At 34.9% G+C, this 19,393-nt stretch carries 17 protein-coding genes and 1 pseudogene; 9 read left to right on the top strand and 9 right to left on the bottom strand.

Annotated elements, in window-relative coordinates; translation table 11 throughout:
* Positions 1-131: 131 nt before the first annotated feature.
* Positions 132-1,043: a LysR family transcriptional regulator gene (locus ACYIAM_RS09310; protein ID WP_483748061.1), complete on the bottom strand. Its 912-nt coding sequence runs from the start codon at positions 1,041-1,043 to the stop codon at positions 132-134.
* A gap of 135 nt (positions 1,044-1,178) precedes the next feature.
* On the opposite strand from ACYIAM_RS09310, the gene ACYIAM_RS09305 reads away from it, so the two are divergent.
* The 4 genes from ACYIAM_RS09305 to ACYIAM_RS09290 all read left to right on the top strand — a co-directional run bounded on the left by ACYIAM_RS09305 (position 1,179) and on the right by ACYIAM_RS09290 (position 3,553).
* Positions 1,179-1,583 (top strand): DoxX family protein, encoded by a 405-nt coding sequence (locus ACYIAM_RS09305; RefSeq protein WP_483748060.1) that lies wholly within the window; start codon positions 1,179-1,181, stop codon positions 1,581-1,583.
* Positions 1,584-1,711: 128 nt separating this feature from the next.
* Positions 1,712-1,969, top strand: a complete 258-nt coding sequence (locus ACYIAM_RS09300) for a hypothetical protein (protein WP_483748059.1) — start codon at positions 1,712-1,714, stop codon at positions 1,967-1,969.
* Positions 1,970-2,282: 313 nt separating this feature from the next.
* Positions 2,283-2,777 carry an N-acetyltransferase family protein gene (locus ACYIAM_RS09295; protein WP_483748058.1) on the top strand — a complete coding sequence of 165 codons (495 nt, stop codon included), beginning with the start codon at positions 2,283-2,285 and terminating at the stop codon, positions 2,775-2,777.
* A gap of 44 nt (positions 2,778-2,821) precedes the next feature.
* The gene (locus tag ACYIAM_RS09290; RefSeq protein ID WP_483748057.1) at positions 2,822-3,553 is read left to right on the top strand and encodes a rhomboid family intramembrane serine protease; all 732 of its coding nucleotides are present in this window, start codon (positions 2,822-2,824) and stop codon (positions 3,551-3,553) included.
* Between the two features lie 57 nt (positions 3,554-3,610).
* Here ACYIAM_RS09290 and lolE read toward each other — a convergent pair whose 3' ends face one another.
* The 3 genes from lolE to lolC are packed head-to-tail and all read right to left on the bottom strand — an operon-like array spanning position 3,611 to position 6,762.
* On the bottom strand, positions 3,611-4,849 hold the full coding sequence (gene lolE / locus ACYIAM_RS09285) for a lipoprotein-releasing ABC transporter permease subunit LolE (RefSeq protein ID WP_483748056.1): 1,239 nt from the start codon (positions 4,847-4,849) through the stop codon (positions 3,611-3,613).
* Position 4,850: 1 nt separating this feature from the next.
* Positions 4,851-5,567, bottom strand: coding sequence for a lipoprotein-releasing ABC transporter ATP-binding protein LolD (lolD, locus tag ACYIAM_RS09280; RefSeq protein WP_483748055.1), 717 nt, complete (start codon positions 5,565-5,567; stop codon positions 4,851-4,853).
* Positions 5,560-6,762, bottom strand: a complete 1,203-nt coding sequence (gene lolC / locus ACYIAM_RS09275) for a lipoprotein-releasing ABC transporter permease subunit LolC (RefSeq protein WP_174797478.1) — start codon at positions 6,760-6,762, stop codon at positions 5,560-5,562. Before lolC ends, lolD begins: the two co-directional genes overlap by 8 nt.
* 158 nt (positions 6,763-6,920) lie before the next feature.
* Here lolC and mfd point away from each other — a divergent pair, with 158 nt between their 5' ends.
* From mfd to mmuM, 5 genes are all read left to right on the top strand, one after another.
* Positions 6,921-10,379, top strand: coding sequence for a transcription-repair coupling factor (gene mfd, locus ACYIAM_RS09270; RefSeq protein WP_483748054.1), 3,459 nt, complete (start codon positions 6,921-6,923; stop codon positions 10,377-10,379).
* A 36-nt stretch (positions 10,380-10,415) separates the two neighbouring features.
* The gene (locus ACYIAM_RS09265) at positions 10,416-11,924 is read left to right on the top strand and encodes a YdgA family protein (RefSeq protein ID WP_483748053.1); all 1,509 of its coding nucleotides are present in this window, start codon (positions 10,416-10,418) and stop codon (positions 11,922-11,924) included.
* A 314-nt stretch (positions 11,925-12,238) separates the two neighbouring features.
* Positions 12,239-13,522 carry a YdgA family protein gene (locus ACYIAM_RS09260; protein ID WP_483748052.1) on the top strand — a complete coding sequence of 428 codons (1,284 nt, stop codon included), beginning with the start codon at positions 12,239-12,241 and terminating at the stop codon, positions 13,520-13,522.
* 85 nt (positions 13,523-13,607) lie between these two features.
* Positions 13,608-15,008 carry an S-methylmethionine permease gene (gene mmuP, locus ACYIAM_RS09255; RefSeq protein WP_483748051.1) on the top strand — a complete coding sequence of 467 codons (1,401 nt, stop codon included), beginning with the start codon at positions 13,608-13,610 and terminating at the stop codon, positions 15,006-15,008.
* Positions 14,998-15,939 (top strand): homocysteine S-methyltransferase, encoded by a 942-nt coding sequence (gene mmuM / locus ACYIAM_RS09250; RefSeq protein WP_483748050.1) that lies wholly within the window; start codon positions 14,998-15,000, stop codon positions 15,937-15,939. The genes mmuP and mmuM overlap by 11 nt, the downstream gene beginning before the upstream one ends.
* A 223-nt stretch (positions 15,940-16,162) precedes the next feature.
* Here the strand turns inward: mmuM and ACYIAM_RS09245 are convergent, their stop codons facing one another.
* The 5 genes and pseudogenes from ACYIAM_RS09245 to ACYIAM_RS09225 form a co-directional block, all read right to left on the bottom strand.
* Positions 16,163-16,399 carry an Imm8 family immunity protein gene (locus ACYIAM_RS09245; protein WP_483748089.1) on the bottom strand — a complete coding sequence of 79 codons (237 nt, stop codon included), beginning with the start codon at positions 16,397-16,399 and terminating at the stop codon, positions 16,163-16,165.
* A 313-nt stretch (positions 16,400-16,712) separates the two neighbouring features.
* The gene (locus ACYIAM_RS09240) at positions 16,713-16,973 is read right to left on the bottom strand and encodes a hypothetical protein (RefSeq protein ID WP_483748049.1); all 261 of its coding nucleotides are present in this window, start codon (positions 16,971-16,973) and stop codon (positions 16,713-16,715) included.
* A gap of 839 nt (positions 16,974-17,812) precedes the next feature.
* Positions 17,813-18,094, bottom strand: a complete 282-nt coding sequence (locus ACYIAM_RS09235) for a YrhB domain-containing protein (RefSeq protein WP_483748048.1) — start codon at positions 18,092-18,094, stop codon at positions 17,813-17,815.
* A 283-nt stretch (positions 18,095-18,377) separates the two neighbouring features.
* The gene (locus ACYIAM_RS09230; RefSeq protein ID WP_483748047.1) at positions 18,378-18,881 is read right to left on the bottom strand and encodes a hypothetical protein; all 504 of its coding nucleotides are present in this window, start codon (positions 18,879-18,881) and stop codon (positions 18,378-18,380) included.
* A pseudogene (locus ACYIAM_RS09225) lies at positions 18,878-19,393 on the bottom strand (hypothetical protein); the annotation flags it as partial. The gene ACYIAM_RS09230 and the pseudogene ACYIAM_RS09225, both read right to left, overlap by 4 nt.

Below are 19,393 nucleotides of genomic sequence, written 5' to 3'. Positions count from 1 at the left end.
TCCTTATTAAATTTATTTTTTTAAATTTATTATCCCAATTTATTACCAAAATAATAAAAGGCTATTTAATGCAGTTTTTGATACATTATATGTATATTACAAAGTATTTCAAACAATACGTAATCCATTTCTCAACAAACTAACCTTCGGTAATCTTTAAGTTCACCGATTAAAAAATCGATTAAACAACGTGTTCTAAGTGGTAACAATTTACGGCTTGGGTAAATAGCATAAATATTCAAATCCTCGACATTATAATCTAGCAAAACACGAACCAACCTCTTCATTTTAATATCTTGACCAATAATAAAATCGGGTTGTAGTGAAATACCGCCATTTTGTAACATAATTTGGCGACAAGTATCGCCATTATTACAATAAATATTCGCTTTTAAATTAACTGAGTCATAAATATTATCTTTGTAAAAATGCCATTGTTCTTTTTTAGCCCATTGGCTATACATAATAATTTTATGATTTAATAATTCATCAGGATGATTAGGCATGCCATATTTGGCAACATAATCTGGTGAAGCTGCTGCGATAATTTGTGTGGTTGCCAGTTTTCGACTAATTAGTGATGAGTTTTCTAATCGACTAATTCGAACAGCAAGATCATACCCCTCTTCAAGTAAGTCAACCACACGATCAGACAGTGTAATATCCAACTCTATATTGGGGTATTTATCGATAAATTTTTGCCATAAAGGCGCTAAATATAAAATACCAAAACTAACAGGTACATTAATGCGAAGCATACCTTGGGGACTTACTTTATTCAAGCTTATTGCGTTTTCTGCCTCTATGGTTGCATTAATAATAGCTTTTGCTTGCAAGTAAAACGTTTGTCCTTCGTAAGTAATGACCATTTTCCGGGTAGTTCGTTGCAACAATCGCACTTGCAAACGATCTTCTAACGATTGAATATAACGCGACACAGCCTGCTTAGACATATTCAATTTATTTGCAGCCTCAACAAAGCTATTACAATCAACAACGGTTACAAATACTGTCATTTCTAATAATTTATTTGACCTATTCATCTAACTCCACCCTATTATTCCATTTTATGAGACAATAAGTCACATATTACCCTATTTATACATAAATAAATAACCATTAATATAAATACATAACTATCGAACAACGTTAATTTATTTACTTATAGGAACAATAATATGAAACCATATCAAACTGATATTGCATCACTTTTATTACGTATAGCGTTAGGCGCTATGTTTTTGGCGCATGGATTAACTAAACTCCTTGTTTTTACCCCTAATGGCACAGCTCAATATTTTGAATCACTGGGCTTGCCAGGATTTGTCGGTTATTTAACAGTTGCTTTTGAAATTGGTGGTGGCGTGTTATTACTGTTAGGGGTGCTAACTCGTATGATCAGCTCACTCGCTGTTATTCAAATGATTGTCATTAGTTTCATTCATTCAGTAAATGGCTGGTCATTTAGTAATGCCGGTGGCGGTTGGGAGTATCCTGCTTTTATGGCACTAAGCGCCTTTAGTTTGGCGTTGTTGGGAAGTGGTCGATTTAGTGTATTATTTAAAGATACGAAGTATGAGTGAGATAAGATGAAAGTTATTTTTTGTTAGTACTATACCGTAGTTTTTCTAATTACTGTAAACAATGCGAATAATTCCTACACATAGTATATAAATTATTTTTTCTAAACCGCCTATACGGCGGTGAACGATTGCGCTCAGAATTACAGTTATCTGTTCGCTTTCTAAACCGCCTATACGGCGGTGAACTGTATGTAGATACTAAAATTAATCATTTCGACTTTCTAAACCGCCTATACGGCGGTAAACGATACGCGACAGGCCAGCATTTAGATCATATCTTTCTAAACCGCCTATACGGCGGTGAACTGAGTGTGATTTTTTATACGGTGCGCTTAGACTTTCTAAACCGCCTATACGGCGGTGAACTAGAAGCCAATATACTATAAAGCTTGTTTGGCAAAAGGCAAATAAGATTTTTATTTTTAAAAACCCTTTTTTATCAGCAATATTTAATTATTTGTTTTTATTTGCTTTTATTTATTGATAAAAAAAGGGTTAGATAAAGTTTTCATTTTTTGACAATGAGCAAATATTATTGTAAAACTAACAGTTAGATAGAAATTTGATTTTATTTGTTTTTTATTTTCCCATAAACTATTGATACGTTGTATTTCCCTCAAGATAAAAATATCCCTTATTGCCTACAATCAATAATAAAATTACAATAATTTTTCTTTAAATCACTTACAGCAAAAAAACATGATCACTTACCACGATGCTACATTAGAAGATTTACCATTTATTGTCGATGTTTATAATTCAACAATTGCTGGTCGCCAAGTGACCGCTGATACGGTGCCTGTTTCTGTTGAAAGTCGATTAGAATGGTTTTACCAACATAACCCTCAAAATCGTCCGCTTTGGTTAATAAAATATCAAGATCAGCCTTGTGGTTGGATTAGCTTGTCTTCGTTTTATGGTCGCCCTGCTTTTTATAAAACGGTTGAGATTAGCTTATATCTTCATCAAGATTTTCGGGGTAAAAAAATTGGTCAATTTATGGTGGATAAAATTGAACAATTCGCTAAACAAGTAGGAATTGAGGCAATTTTTAGCTATGTGTTTCGACATAATTTACCTAGTGTTACTTTATTTAAAAAAATGCAATATCAACAATGGGGGCTTCTTCCAAAAATTGCAGAATTGGATAATGTTCAGCGTGATTTAATGATATGGGGTAAACGGTTAGATTAACCCACCTATTATCAATAAAATTCAACTATTCAAAAGGGTTTTTAATGAGTACCTTAAATGATATTAAATATTACGCTAGTCAATCTAAAATCACTTCGACTTTAGTGGTAATAAATATCCTTTGCTTTTTTGTCTTCCGGTTACTTGATAGTCGTGGTTTTTCGACACTTTATGAAAATCACTTTCTGATTGATTGGGGTGCCGATGTTGCAGGATTGACCTTTTCTGGCCAATATTGGCGTATGTTCACCAATTTATTTATGCATGTCGGTTTTACCCATTTAGCTATGAATATGCTGGCATTATGGAGCATTGGACCAATTTTAGAAAAGCGCATTCCCGCCATAGCTTTTTTGGGTATTTATCTTTTTTCAGGTCTAGTGGGAAGCTTATCAAGTGATATAGCCACCATTAATCAAAATATAATCAGCTGTGGTGCTTCGGGTGCTATTTTAGGCATTATTACCGCCTTATTAGCTTATTGCTTAGTGTGTAAGGCTAATATACAAGAAATGCCAGTCAAAGCGATGCTGATCAGTTTAATTTTGACGGCAGGATTAGGCTTATTACCTTCGATCGACAATATGGCACATATCGGTGGCGCTTGCGCTGGGTTTGTGCTTGGTGGGCTGATTTCGTTATGCATTAAAACGTTCAAATATCCAAGCAAGTTAACCTTACTTATTATTAGTTTACTATTTATTGTTACGGCATTAGGGTTATATATAGTCTATATGCACTATGCTTTACCCAGTGATTATTATATTTACAATTAAAAACAAAAAGGCACTGATGATAAACAATCAAACAGTGCCTTTTTATACAGCTCAATTCTAGAAACTATTTAAGATTCGAGCCGGTTCGACTTTACAAGCACGCCTAGCGGGATAATAGCTAGCAATTAAGCTAAGTAACATGGAAGTTATAAACACTACTAACACATCAAATAGATGAATTTCCGAGGGTAAAAAATCGATAAAATAGATATTACTATTCAAGATTTTATGCCCCATTAATGACTCAATAACTCCCATAATATTCGACAGTTGCCAAGACAATACCACGCCCAAAATTACCCCGATTAAGCTACCAATTAATCCAGAAATCACCCCATACCAAATAAAAATATGTTTAATTAGTTGGTTGGTTGCACCTAGCGTTTTTAATATAGCAATATCGCGCTGTTTATCTTTTACGGCAATCACTAAAGTTGACACAATATTAAAACAAGCCACGCCAATAACCACAATCATGGCCAGATACATGATTTGCCTGATCATTTGAATATCACGATACATAAAGCCAAATGAGTTTTCCCAACTAGTAAATGATAGGTTTTCTTCTAGATTTAACGAAGCTTGTCCAATAATCTGATTAGCTTGGTAAACATTATTTACATTAATCATGATACCTGTGACACTGTCACCTATATTAAGTAACTTTTGCGCATCGGTTAAGGGTAGTAAGGCAACATTATTGCTTAAACTACCGCTTAACTCTAATATACCTACCACCTGCAAACGAACCCTTTTCGGTGGCTTAAGTTGGTTTGGAGTGCTCGAAGCAGGAATTAATAAAGAAACCCATCCCCCTTCACTCACCGACAAGCTTTTGGCAATTCCCGCACCAATAATGATGCGTTGGCTATCAGGTTTGAAATCTTGCCATTTATTATTCAGCACATAATTAGGCAGTGCACTGATTTGCTTTTCTTGTTCAGGATCAATCCCTTGTACTTCAACAGCACCGAGTCTACTACCATTTTCAATAAGCCCAGTAAAACTTACAAAGGGTACTGCCGATACAATATTGTTACTGTTTGTAAGCTCTTGTTGCACATGACGCCAATTATCTAAATTGCCATATTCTGGATATAATTGACCATGTGGTACGACCGATAAAACTCGATTATGTAGCTCCCGCTCAAAGCCATTCATAGCACTTAACCCAATAATTAATGCAGCAATACCAATAGCAATACTAAGTGTTGAAATAATCGAAATTAACGACACCATACCACTTTTGCGACGTCCTTTCCGAAATTTGAGAGCGGTAATTAAAGATAAATTCATATTAATTATCCATTAATTGATTATCTGATAATGTGCTATCAGAAAGTTGCCCGTCTCTCATTACCCATTGTTTATCAAGTTTATTGGCTAATTCAAGATCATGTGTAACAACCAAAAACGCAGTACCGTGTTCACGGTTTAATTTAATCAACAGTTCAAAAATAGAATCTGCCGTTGATTTGTCAAGGTTACCCGTTGGCTCATCAGCCATCACTAAAGCTGGGTTATTAATTAATGCACGCCCTATTGCCACGCGTTGACGTTCCCCTCCCGAAAGTTCAGAAGGTCGATGATGAGCTCGTTTGACTAAGTTAACTGACTCTAGCATTGCCATAGCCCGCTTTTTAGCTTCATTTGGCGACATACCACCAATTAACAATGGCATTGTCACATTTTCAAGTGCCGTAAAATCAGGCAATAAATGGTGAAATTGATAGACGAAACCGATTTCTTGATTGCGTAGACGTGCCTTTTCTTGTTCAGATAATTGACTTAGCTGATGAGAATTAAAAATAATTTCGCCTGAGGTTGGTTTATCAAGTCCACCGAGTAAATGCAATAAGGTACTTTTACCTGAACCGGAACTCCCAATAATGGCGAGTAATGATTTTGGATAAATATCAAACGAGACATTTTTTAATACCTCGGTCACCATTTTGCCTTCTTTATAAGTTTTATAAAGATTTTTAGCTGAAAGCAATTTTTCTGTATTATTCATAACGTAAAGCCTCGGCAGGTTGGATATTGGCGGCGCGATATGCAGGATAAAGAGTTGAAATTAACGATAACATAAGCAATCCGATAATAATAAAAATAATTTGCGTTGGTTCAACCAGTGACGGTAGCAAAATACCAGCTAAAGATAAACCTAACACTTGCATGATTTCATTTAAGTTAACAGCAAGTAGCAATCCTACGGCACTACCTAATAGTGTACCGATTACGCCCGAACTTGCGCCTTGAATAATAAAAATTAACATAATTTTAAATCGCGATAGCCCTTGGGTTTTTAAAATAGCCACTTCACCTTGCTTTTCCATCACCAGTAAGCTTAACGAAGTAATAATATTAAAAGCGGCTACAATTACAATCAGGCTAATAAGTAACCCCATGACGTTTTTTTCCATTTTAATGGCTTGGAATAATTCACCACGTTTTGCTCGCCAATCGTTAAACACTAAGCCTTCAGGTAATTGAGTATTCGTTACTAATGCAATATCAAGCGGTTTATCTAGAAACAGACGCCAACTGCTAATCATATTGGCTGGATAACGTAATAGATTTTTAGCGTCAGATTGATTGACATAAATAAGCGCTTGATTGATGTCATGGTTAACAGAAAACAACCCTACAATGTTAAATAAACGCTGCGACGGTATACGACCAACTGGGGTGATTTGACTAGCATCTGTCACCATTAAGCGAATTTTGTCGCCAACGGTTACGCCTAATTGATTGGCTAATGTTTGCCCAATAATGACATTGTACTGCCCCGCTTGTAGATCAAATACCGATCCGCTATAGATATAATCATTGATAGGATCATTATCTTCTGGTGTAATCCCCATCAACGTACTCACAGTGATACTTTGTTCACTTTGCAATACCACATCACTAGTGACTAACGGCGTGATACGATTAACGCCTTTAATCTTTTCAAATGATGAACTAGGGTTAGCACTTGGATCAAGTCTACCTTTAATAGAAGTGATTTGCGCCTGAGGAAAGAATCTTAGAATACTGTTTTGCATCTGGTCTTCTAATCCATTCATTACAGATAACACAACAATTAGACCAATAGAACCCAACATAATGCCAATCATCGACAACCATGATACAAAGCGACCAAAGCCATCCGTTTTTTGGCCATAGACATAACGCAAACCAATATAAAATACTAATGGACGAAATATTTTTGACATAAACGTATATATTACCTGAAACTTTTTGACAAAGTTTTGCTAGTTAAATGCAAGGTGCTTATCATACAGGATTAAACAGTTATAGAAAACAACCACGTAATTACGTTATAATCTGGTGATAATTTTTCAACGATATCAACAAATTCATCATGCCTAAAACAGTTAATATTTCAAACATAATTCCCCAAAAATCAGGTGAAGTAAAGCAAATTGGGCAGCTTGTTGGCTCATCCTTATCACAATTTTGTGCAAAAGCAATAGACGCACATGAAGGTTTAGTTGTGATTGTGACTGATGATATGCAACAAACCTCGCGTATTTACGAAGAACTTAAACAATTTTCACCATTTCCTTCTATTATCTTTCCTGACTGGGAAACATTGCCTTATGATAGCTTCTCACCCCATCAAGATATCGTATCAGAACGTCTGTCTTGCCTTTATCATCTTGGACATTTAACCAAAGGGGCATTAATTTTGCCCATTAATACCTTAATGCAAAAAGTTTGCCCACAAAGCTATTTGGGTGGACATGTGTTTATGATGAAAAAAGGCTTACAAATTAGTCGTGAACATTTACGTCTTCAACTTGAAAATGCTGGCTATCGCTCAGTCAGCCAAGTGATGGAGCATGGCGAATATGCCACTCGTGGTGCTTTGTTTGATATCTACCCTATGGGCAGTGATAAACCCTATCGTATCGATTTTTTTGATGATGAGATCGACAGCATTCGCACTTTTGATGTTGAAACGCAGCGCACCTTTGATGAAATCACTGAAATACAATTGCTACCAGCGCACGAATTTCCTTTTGATAAAACGGCTATCGAACTGTTTCGTAGTCAATGGCGAGAACAATTTGAAGTCAGATTAGATGCAGAAAGTATCTATCAACAAGTGAGCAAAAATATTTTGCCAACGGGTATTGAATATTGGCAAGCACTGTTTTTTAACGAACCGTTAACACCACTATTTTCTTATTTTTTAGCTAATACCTTAATTATCAATACTGTTAATATTGAGCAATATGCTAATAAGTATTGGCAAGACATTACTCAGCGTTATGAAAGTCGCAAAGTCGATCCTATGCGACCATTACTTGCACCAAGTGTTATTTGGTCTAAAACTGACGAAATTTTTGCCAATTTTAAAAACTATCCAAGAATGATTGTATCGCATGTGGCAACAACTGAATCAAGTAAAAATATTAATTTACCTTATGCAACATTGCCTAACATTGCTATTGAGATCCAACAAAAAGATCCTTATTTGCAATTTCAAAAATTTGTTGATGATTTTTCAGGAAAAATCATCTTTTCGGTTGAATCAGAAGGACGCAAAGAAGCTTTACAAGAAATTCTTGGCAGAATTCGTATTCATCCAACTACCATCAAGCAGCTCGATGAACCCAACAATGCGAATAGCCGATTTTATTTAATCGTTGGTGCTAGCGAGCAAGGTTTTATTAATCAGCAAGATAATTTTGCGTTTATTACCGAAAATGAGTTACTAGGTCGACGTGTTATTCGTCGTAAAAAAGAAAGTAAACAAGCCATCAATACCGATTCACTTATTCGAAGTTTAGCTGAACTCACACCGGGTAAACCCGTTGTTCATTTAGAACATGGCGTTGGCCGCTATGCGGGGCTCACCACATTAGAAACGGGCGGTATTACAGCAGAATATCTCATTTTGTTATATGCTAATGAAACCAAACTTTATGTGCCGGTTTCATCATTAAACTTAATAAGTCGTTACTCTGGTGGCGATGAAGAAAACGCTCCACTGAATAAATTAGGCACTGATGCTTGGAGTAAGGCTCGGCAAAAAGCGGCCGAAAAAGTGCGTGATGTCGCAGCGGAGTTACTCGATATCTATGCTGAACGTGAAAGCAAACCTGGATTTCAATTTCAACAAGACCGTGAGCAATATGAACTATTTTGCCAAGGATTCCCTTACCAAGAAACTGATGATCAACAAAATGCTATTGGTGCAGTAATTGGCGACATGTGCTCGCCTTATGCCATGGACCGATTAGTCTGCGGTGATGTGGGTTTTGGTAAAACCGAAGTTGCTATTCGTGCTGCGTTTTTAGCCGTGATTAATCATAAACAAACAGCTGTTTTAGTGCCAACAACCCTGCTTGCTGAACAACACTACGAAAGCTTTTGCGACCGTTTCGCCAATTGGCCTATCCGTATAGAGAGTCTGTCTCGCTTCAAAACAGCCAAACAACAAAAAGCCATTATAGAAGCTCTTGGCGAAGGCAAAATTGATATTGTGATTGGTACGCATAAATTGCTACAAGAAGATATAAAATGGAAAGATTTAGGTTTACTAATTGTTGATGAAGAACACCGCTTTGGCGTTCGTCAAAAAGAACGCATTAAAGCAATGCGAGCAAATATCGATATTTTAACGCTAACAGCAACCCCAATTCCACGAACGCTAAACATGGCAATGAGTGGTATGCGAGATCTTTCGATTATCGCAACACCACCTGCTCGACGACTGGCGGTAAAAACCTTTGTTCGAGAATATGATGATCTTGTGATTAGAGAAGCCATTTTACGTGAAATTTTACGTGGTGGTCAGATTTATTATTTACACAATGACATCTCTGATATCGAAAAAGTCAGCGAAAAACTGGCAGAACTAGTGCCCGAAGCACGCATCACCATTGGACATGGGCAAATGCATGAACGCGATTTAGAACGTGTGATGAATGACTTTCATCATCAACGCTTTAACATACTTGTTTGTACTACCATTGTTGAAACCGGTATCGACATTCCTAACGCCAATACTATTATTATTGATCGTGCCGATAAATTTGGTTTAGCTCAGTTACATCAACTCAGGGGGCGAGTTGGACGTTCTTACCATCAAGCCTATGCTTATTTATTAACGCCACACCCTAAATTGCTCACTAAAGATGCTAAAAAGCGCTTAGATGCGATCGCATCCCTAGAAGATTTAGGTGCAGGTTTTGCCTTAGCTACGCACGATCTTGAAATTCGGGGTGCAGGCGAGCTATTGGGTAGTGATCAAAGTGGGCAAATTGAAACTATTGGCTTTAACCTTTACATTGAACTGCTTGATGATGCAGTCAAATCACTAAAAGAAGGCAAAGAACCCACACTGGAATCATTACTTAATAGCCAACAAACCGAAGTAGAGTTAAGATTGCCAACATTAATTCCTGATGACTTTATTCCTGATGTCAATACACGCTTATCGCTATATAAACGCATTGCAAGCATCACCGATCTTGCTGAACTCACTGACATTCAAGTCGAAATGCGAGATCGCTTTGGTCAATTACCCGATGCCGTGCTGTTTTTATTAGAAACCACCAAAATCCGTTATCATGCAAGCCAATTAGGTATTACCAAAATCGAATTTGGCGAAAAAGGCGGTTATATTGAATTTGGGAGTGACAATAAGGTATCGGTCGATTATTTAATTGAAATAATTCAAAAAGAACCAAAAAATTATCGCCTAGAAAGTTCAAATAGATTGAAATTACAAAAATCAGAATTACAACGCATCGATCGCATTGAATATATTAAAAATTTATTGATTGATTTTGCAGAACATCAAGAATAATAATTTAAAATATCATGAATAATTAAGAGAACTATAATGAAAAAAAACACACTTGCTATAGGAATAATTGCTGTATTGGGTATGGCTTATGTAGGTACATCATGGTACACCGGTAGCATGATTGAAAATCATATCGACAACCAATTAGCCCAAGTCACAAACAAAGTTAATCAGATTCAAAACGTTTTCACATTTTCCGTTACGAAAAGTCGTTATGAAAAGGGTATCTTTTCAACTAAAGTACATCTAACTGTGACAGCGTCACCAAATGAATCTATTATCCAAGATGCTACTTCAAAAATCTTATTTGATGACGATGTCACTATCCATCATGGCCCTTTCCCTATTGCTGCGCTTGCCAAAGGGACTTTTGCCCCACAAATGGCTTGGTTAGAATATGAAATGAGCCAACAAGCTAATCCAACGCTTTGGAAACTAGCCGGCAATCGGCCATTTATTAGTGGGCATACAGGTATGAGTTATGGCGAATATATCACCGTTAAACTTGCAAGCAAAGCGATTAAAGCCTCACAGAACGAAATCCCGGCCATTCATGATGGTATCTTAGATATCAGTAGCGGCAGTTATACCTTTAGTAGCTATACCAATGGTTCTGACATCAAGACTGAAATCAAACTGGATAAATTAGTTTTTCTTTCTGACGATACCCATTTTAACTTTGATGACTTTAATCTGTCATTAAAGCCACTCAGTACCACTGAAGACATCGATTATGAATTTAATATTGGCAATATTAAATACAGTTTTGATAGTTTTATCTCAAAAGGGAATTTTGATGTCAACAATTTCAAATCCAAAGGTCGCGTTAACTACAAAAATCAAAATATTGATGAGCAAAGCAGTATTGATAAAATTACATTAAATATGAAATCATCCACCCCAAAAATCGAGTCGGTGATTATTAATAAAATCGTGATGAGTCAAAAAAATGTCTTAAATGACACCAACAATACGATTGAGGGTTCGCTTGTAAGTAGTATTGGTTCGATTATTTATGGTCAACAAAATCTGGGCAATGGTTCGCTTGATATTAACTTCAAGGGGGTTGATAAACAATTTTTAAATTATCAATTTAAAACACATGCTCCTGACATAAGTGAGAACGACAAACATAATATCGAATTTTCGTTAAATAAATTCAATTGGCACAATGCTGGTGGCGATATCAATGTTAACTTTTTGTTTAATATATCAGATATTAATAACGCAAGTATTAATGAAAAAGATTACGACAAAATCAACACATTTAAATTCAAGCTCGAAGCACCATATGACGTGTTAGCTCGTTTATCAGCACAAATCGAAAACCCTAACGCTAGCCATGTTACAGCAGAACAAATTGCAAAAGAAAACTTTGTAATAAAGACCAATTCAAAAAAGCTTTTTAGTCAATCACCATTTTTTACCTTTAATAAAGATCAAACAGAAGGTTTCTATTCTGATGTGCAGTACACAAAAGGTAGTCAAAACGTAAATGTAAATGGGCAATTACTAGATAAAAAAGATTTTTTTAAAAATTTATAATTTGTTTTTGTAACACTCATATGGTTATAAATTGTTTCAGTTATTTTGGTTAACTTGGCGATTATTTTAAACTCAAGCTTAATGGTTAATAATGTATTCATCATAATACAGTAAGGTATCAATTTAAACTTGTGTTAAATGCGTTTTACAAAAAGTCAAAAAACTATCGCCTAGAAAGCTCAAATCGATTAGAATTATAAAAATCAGAATCACCGCAAATCGATCGTATTGAATATATTAAAAATTTGTTGGCTGATTTTGCAACTCATCAAAAATGATAATTTAAAATATAATGAATAACTAAGAGAACTATAATGAAAAAAACCACACTTGCTATAGGAATAATTGCTGTATTAGGGATTGCTTACGTAGGCACTGCATGGTACACCGGGAACATGATCGAAAATCATATCGACAACCAGTTGACACAAATCACAAACAAATTTAACCAGAGTCAAGACGATTTTGTAGTGTCCGTGATAAAAAGTAATTATGAAAAGCATATCTTTTCAACTAAATTACATTTAACCGTTACAGCATCACTGCAAAATGCTACAGGAGAAGATGCTCAACCGGAAACCCTATTTGATGATGATGTCACTATCCATCATGGTCCCTTCCCTGTTGCAGCCCTAGCCAAAGGAACCTTTGCCCCACAGATGGCTTGGTTAGAATACGAAATGGCCGAGCAAGCCAATCCAACACTTTGGAAACTAGCGGGTAACCAGCCGTTTATTACTGGGCATGCAGGTATAAGTTATGGTGAATATATCACCGTTAAATTAGCAAGCAAAGCGATTAAAGCCACTCAAAACGAAATCCCAGTCATTGATGGTGCATTTGAAATTGGAAAAGGTAATTACACCATTAGTAGCTATAGCTCGGGCTCTGATATTTCAACTAAAGTGGAAATCGATAAAATCTCATTAACCTATCCTATATCATTAAGATCAAATCCTGTTTCGATTGTTATTAATAAATTTGTTATGGACCAAAAAAATGTCTTAAATAACGCTACCAACACCGTTGATGGTTCGTTTTTTAGTCGCGTTGATTCAATTATTTTTGGTCAACAAAATTTGGGTAATGGTTCATTAGATTTTGATTTTAAAGGTCTTGATAAACAACTATTTAGCAATCAATTGGGAATGGATTATCCTGACTCAGGCGATACTAACAAAAAACACAATATCCAATTTTCGTTGAATAAATTCAATTGGCATAATGCTGCCGGCGATCTTAATGCTAACCTAAAGTTTGATATTTCTGATGTTGATAGCTCAGCCATTGATAAAGCTGATTACGAAAAAATCAACTCCCTTAAATTAAAGCTGGAAGCACCATTTGATGTGTTAGCTCATTTGTCAGCGCAAATTGAAAACGCTAACGCTAGCGAGGTAACGCCAGAACAAGTTGCTAAAGCAAAACAAAATCTACAATTTATGTCGGCATTTTTAGTCGGTAACGCTAAATTCTTAACTTTAAGCAATGACAAAACTCAAGGTATCTATTCTGATGTTAGCCTAACCAAAGATAGTAACGAAGTTAGCGTAAATGGCAAAACAATGACAAAAGAAGAATTCTTTGATCACTTATAGCTAGCCAATTGCTTTATCAAACTAACCTATTCCGCCTATTATTCAGGCGGAATTTTATTTTATAACTAAAACAAAAAGTATACTTATGAATATAAATTCATCATTTATAACCGAAAATCAATTCAAACGCACCATGAAAACTCGGCATCTTATTATGCTATCACTTGGTGGCGTTATTGGTACGGGTCTCTTTTTTAACACTGGCTACATTATTGCTACCGCAGGTGCAATTGGCACAATTATCGCATATCTAATTGGTGCATTAGTGGTCTACCTAGTCATGTTATGCCTTGGAGAACTCGCTGTCGCCATACCAGAAACAGGTGCCTTTCATACTTATGCCTCGCGGTTCATTAGCCCTGCAACGGGTTATACTGTTGCTTGGTTATATTGGTTAACTTGGACTGTCGCACTCGGCTCAAGCATTACCGCAGCAGGATTTTGTATGAAGCATTGGTTTCCAAATACACCTATTTGGGTCTGGTGTTCTACTTTCTGCACCGTGATTTTGGCATTAAACATCGTTACCGCACAATTTTTCGCTGAGAGTGAATTTTGGTTTTCGATTATCAAAGTGATCACCATTATTATCTTTATTATTGCTGGTGCAGCAGCTATTTTTGGCTTTGTCCCTATGAAAAATGACATCCCTGCGCCCTTTTTACACAATATTACCGATAATGGTTGGTTCCCGAATGGCATTACCCCGATTATTATGACGATGGTATCGGTTAATTTTGCCTTTTCAGGCACGGAACTTATTGGTATTGCCGCTGGTGAAACAAAAGAGCCAGAAAAGACCATTCCGTTAGCAATAAAAACCACAATTCTAAGACTTATCATCTTCTTTATTGGCACCGTTTTTGTCTTAGCAGCCTTATTGCCAATGGATCAAGCTGGCGTTATCGAAAGTCCCTTTGTTACCGTTTTTGAAAATATCGGCTTACCTTATGCTGCCGATTGTCTTAATTTTGTAATTTTAACCGCCATTTTGTCAGCTGCAAATTCGGGACTTTATGCTTCTGGACGCATGTTGTGGTCGCTTTCCAACCAAGGTACATTACCAAAATGCTTCAGTAAACTTAATCAGACAGGCGTTCCAGCCTTTGCTATTTCCATCAGTATGTTAGGTGGCTTATTGGCATTACTCACAAGCATTATTGCGCCTAACACGGTTTTTGTTGCCTTGACAGCTATTTCAGGATTTGCCGTGGTGGCCGTTTGGCTAAGTATTTGCGCTTCACACTTCTTTTTTAGAAAAAGTTTAACTCGTGAGGAGCAAAACAATCTAAAATATAAAGCCCCATTTTACCCACTTGTACCTATTTTAGGCTTTATTTTATGTTTAATTGCTTGTATTGGACTCGCATTCGATCCAGAACAACGTATTGCACTTTATTGTGGCATTCCTTTTGTGGTTGTCTGCTTTATTGCCCACCACTTTACCCAAGCCCATCAAAAGCGAGTGGCAAAAAATGAAAAATAATAATCCAATTAGTACACTATTAAAGCAAAAAAAACACATCATTATTGATGGCGCACTAGCCAGCGAGTTACAACGTCGTGGCTGTGATCTTAACGACAGTTTATGGTCAGCAAAAGTGTTAATCGAAAGACCAGAACTGATCCGCCAAGTCCATTATAACTATTTTAAAGCTGGTGCTGATTGTGCGATTACCGCTAGTTATCAAGCCACACCATTAGGGTTTGAACAAAAAGGAATTACATTTGATGAATCAATCAAATTAATTAAAACTAGTATTGAACTTGCAAAGCAAGCTAAGCAGCAGTATTTAAATGAAACAAACCCAAATAAAATATTACTAATTGCTGGTTCAGTCGGTCCTTATGGAGCATATCTTGCTAATGGTTCAGAATATACGGGTAACTATCAACTTACCGAAGCTGAATTTATTGCTTTTCATCGTGATCGCATTGAAGCTTTGATTGACGCTAAGGTAGATATCCTTGCTTGCGAAACCCTGCCTTCATTTTCCGAAATCAAAGCATTAGTTAAATTGATACAGCAGTTTCCAATAATCAACGCTTGGTTTTCGTTAACGTTAAAAGATGCCCAGCATCTTAGCGATGGCACGGCATTATCACAAGTTATCGATTATTTAAATAATATCGAACAAATTGTGAGCATTGGTTTTAACTGCATTGCATTAGAAAGCGTAACACCAGCGTTACAGGTACTAAATAAACTTACCACCAAACCGCTAATTGTTTATCCAAATTCAGGTGAACAATATGATCCAACCACCAAACAGTGGCACAAAAATTATCAACATAATTGCACTTACAGCAATCAACTGCCAACTTGGGTTAAATTGGGCGCTAAATTAATTGGTGGCTGCTGCCAAACAACACCTAATGATATTGAAGATATTGTGGGGTTATTAAAAGATTATTAATTTTAGAGTGGTTGGTTTTGATCGTTATGGAATATTATGAGCTGGTCATCATATCCCCAACAGCCTCAAATCTAACCACAGCAAAACAGCCAACGCTGTCAAAAAAAACTTTGATTTGCTTTATCTTATATAAATAACAATAAAGCGTTAAATGCTATATATTGACAAATATCGCAATTTCTAAATCACCTACACAGCGGTGAACTTGGAAACTTAATGAGCTTTATTTTAAAAATATTAAAAAATTACAATTTTCCGCTGATAATGTATAGCGCAAGAGTTCAGGTTCCGAAATTTTTGTTAATAACCATTTTGGTGTACAAACCATTACATCAAAATAATCAGCCTCATTACTATCGGCTAAACCTATAGATAGATTTAATGTGATACAAAAATTATCATTTTCTTCGGGAATATATATAGTTGGATCATCATCAATGTAACCAAATGATTTTAATATTATTTTTATTTTTAATTATTAATATTCAAATGCGCATTACCTATCTTTATTCTTCGACCGTCAAACTCATTCTCCGCCAGCACCGTGACCTTTTCACCCGATAATAATGCCCCCTCCGACGTTAATTGTGGGCGGTTATTTTGTAAAAATAATTCAGGATTCTATACCGTTTCATTTTAACTACAGGGCAACCTGTCACCATTACCAATAAAAAGGGCAAGTTAATTGTTCAACTTGCAAAGTAGATGACATTGTTCATAAATTGTTAGTTCAGTTCTACGATCTACTTCGCAGAACTGAATTATTAAAAATATTATTCTTCTAGTACATAAGATTTATAAGTTCCATCATCATTTTCTAACCAAAAACGAGAGCATTTAGTACAAACAAGCACTCTAATTCTTTTTGAGTCTACTTTTAAAATAAAATCATCAACGTCAATTTGATTATGATTTTTTTCTAATATCCATATAATTTCATCAATTATTTTTTCAGCAATAAAAGAATATTCATAATCATTATCACTATCAGATAAATGCATTACATGACCACATTTACAAATAAATTTAGGCATTATTGAGCTCCTTTATTGGGTCTGTCATAACGAGTAATTTGACCTTTAGAATCTTGAAAGAATAGAGTATTTATATTTTTTGCTCCCGGTTTTCCCCATGTGCGATTTACAATACTTTGTATGTCAGTCTTTGATAGATCTGCCTGAATAATAATAGAGTTTGTTTGTCTATTTTTATTTTCAATTGTCCTTAATATTGATTTCTCAGTCATTATTTTAGAATTTGGTGTATAAACATCAACTTTACCAATTCCCTAAACATAAAGATCTTGAGTTTTAACCTTATTTTGATTAACTTCCTTTTTAACAACAACACCATAACCTAAGTATAAGAAACCACTACCAGCTCTTATCTCATTAGCATTTGGTGTTGAACCTTGTTCAAAAATAATCGTTCCGGTTTTACCCGAATTAATATTACCAATTAAATTACTATCAGGCGCAAGTACAATTTGATTGCCTTTATCTAAAATGACATTTCCAGTTGTTCCTGTTGAATTGTCTTTAGGAATAAAATTAGAAGTTACTACCGGCGCTAATGTTAAAACACCATCAACAACTTTTAATACAGCATCAGTTGTAAATTTACCCTTATTGTATATTTGAGCAACTCCTTCACCTAATGCATGACTTCCTTTTTACAATCTTTATATTACTGTTGTAATTTAATTGGTGATAGAGCTTGATTTACAAATTTAAAAATAAATAATAGATTCTCCCACCATATATGCGGGATTATGATTCATTATTAAATAATGTCTCCCCCACACTTGAATTACTTATATAAAATTTGGTTAAATTATAATTTTTAATATGCACATACATAATTCATTATGAGTTTAAAACTCAGATTTGTTTTTTTTATTTTCATATTCTTGTATATATATATCTAAAGGGTATGCTGTTCCCAACTCATATATTTTCCCACTATCTTTATCAATTATGAATGGACAATTACCGATTAATTGTGTTGAAAAATCACCAGTTTCTAAAAATTCTCTGGATTGAAAACAAAAAAGCCATCCTTCAGAAAACCTGTCTATCATAGTAATTTCTACAGGAATATCGTATTCAGCTAAATAACTTTTAGCTTTATTTATCGCTTCAATAAAAGTAATCATCAATTAGTCCTTAAAAATTTGAAAGATTTAAATTTGATCATATCTGCAGCTTTACCTGTTTGTTTTTGAATGGTTAATTGGATTTACTAAAAAAAAGCTATCCATTGCGAAAAAATTCAAGTTTTAGTAGCTTAGATTTTATGACGGAATTCTAGTGTAATTAAAATTATCAAAGTAATGTTTAACCTGCATTGCAGGTTATAAACAATAATGCATCTGTTTATGGTGACAGAATTAACTATAACCTTTAAAATAGCAAGAATAAAAATATAGGATGTGATCATTAAATAACATGTAATCCAATAGAATTTGCTATAGCTTCTATTTTCCTCTCTAAAATAAGCTCCTGTTCACAATCATGCTTTAATATAAAAAAAGAATGAGTCAAATCAAAACCTGTCAATGTAAACAACTCTAATGATGGAAAAACTATTGTGCATAGAGGTTTTTCTTTCATAGCATCAAGGATATAATGGTTAAATTTATTATATGAATCAATTGGAGCAATTTTACCTTCATCATTATATAAACTAACTTTTTTATTAGATAATTCGTATAATTTTTTATAGAAACTTACAAACTTTTGTTCAATGGAATTAAATAGGTTTAATTTTCTTGGATCCTTAATCGCATCAACATATGCGATTAATTCAGTATTATAATATTCATCTTCATCCAAAAAATGATCAAAATAAGAAACATGAATATTCAAATAATATTTTTTCAAAAAATCATTATCATCTAAATTTGTCGACAACAAAAAATCTATAAAGTTTTTTTCTCTCATGGTCTTAAATATACTCCATTTTCATTTAATGTACCCATTCTATTTCCTGCTTTATCAAATAATTTCCAGGCACTTCCTCCGTGAGGATTACTTGATGATCTTTCAGGAGAAATTCTCCACCCAGTTTTAGGATCTACCCATTCACCTTTTTTATTTGAACCAGAAACTCTTTTATTAAATTGTTTAAGATCTATTTTATCACCTTTTTCTAGCTTACCTTTATAATTGACATATTCATTTTTAGTTTCTGAATTATTTTTATCATTATCATCAGGCGGTAATCCAGAAGCCCCTCCTGCTGAACTACTTCCAACTCCTGTTAACGTATTATTATCTTTATTACCATCTTTCTCTTTTAGGTAATCATTATAATAACGTTCATAAATTTTTAGTACTGCATCTTCAAGGAATTGATCTCCCATTGGATCGACTAATGCAAGTTCAATTAGTCGCCTTTGTTCCAAATTTAGACTTTCTAAAAATGCTTTTGATTCCGCCGCGGTAAGACCTTC

The organism is Gilliamella sp. X-60 (assembly GCF_057063585.1).
This window is presented reverse-complemented; position numbering and strand designations above follow the sequence as displayed.

Bases quoted from the DNA above. Each gene is read 5' to 3' on its own strand.
- ACYIAM_RS09310 (WP_483748061.1), bottom strand. From the start codon at position 1,043: ATGAATAGGTCAAATAAATTATTAGAAATGACAGTATTTGTAACCGTT.
- ACYIAM_RS09305 (WP_483748060.1), top strand. From the start codon at position 1,179: ATGAAACCATATCAAACTGATATTGCATCACTTTTATTACGTATAGCG.
- ACYIAM_RS09295 (WP_483748058.1), top strand. From the start codon at position 2,283: ATGATCACTTACCACGATGCTACATTAGAAGATTTACCATTTATTGTC.
- ACYIAM_RS09290 (WP_483748057.1), top strand. From the start codon at position 2,822: ATGAGTACCTTAAATGATATTAAATATTACGCTAGTCAATCTAAAATC.
- lolE (WP_483748056.1), bottom strand. From the start codon at position 4,849: ATGAATTTATCTTTAATTACCGCTCTCAAATTTCGGAAAGGACGTCGC.
- lolD (WP_483748055.1), bottom strand. From the start codon at position 5,567: ATGAATAATACAGAAAAATTGCTTTCAGCTAAAAATCTTTATAAAACT.
- mfd (WP_483748054.1), top strand. From the start codon at position 6,921: ATGCCTAAAACAGTTAATATTTCAAACATAATTCCCCAAAAATCAGGT.
- ACYIAM_RS09265 (WP_483748053.1), top strand. From the start codon at position 10,416: ATGAAAAAAAACACACTTGCTATAGGAATAATTGCTGTATTGGGTATG.
- ACYIAM_RS09260 (WP_483748052.1), top strand. From the start codon at position 12,239: ATGAAAAAAACCACACTTGCTATAGGAATAATTGCTGTATTAGGGATT.
- mmuP (WP_483748051.1), top strand. From the start codon at position 13,608: ATGAATATAAATTCATCATTTATAACCGAAAATCAATTCAAACGCACC.
- mmuM (WP_483748050.1), top strand. From the start codon at position 14,998: ATGAAAAATAATAATCCAATTAGTACACTATTAAAGCAAAAAAAACAC.
- ACYIAM_RS09240 (WP_483748049.1), bottom strand. From the start codon at position 16,973: ATGCCTAAATTTATTTGTAAATGTGGTCATGTAATGCATTTATCTGAT.
- ACYIAM_RS09235 (WP_483748048.1), bottom strand. From the start codon at position 18,094: ATGATTACTTTTATTGAAGCGATAAATAAAGCTAAAAGTTATTTAGCT.
- ACYIAM_RS09230 (WP_483748047.1), bottom strand. From the start codon at position 18,881: ATGAGAGAAAAAAACTTTATAGATTTTTTGTTGTCGACAAATTTAGAT.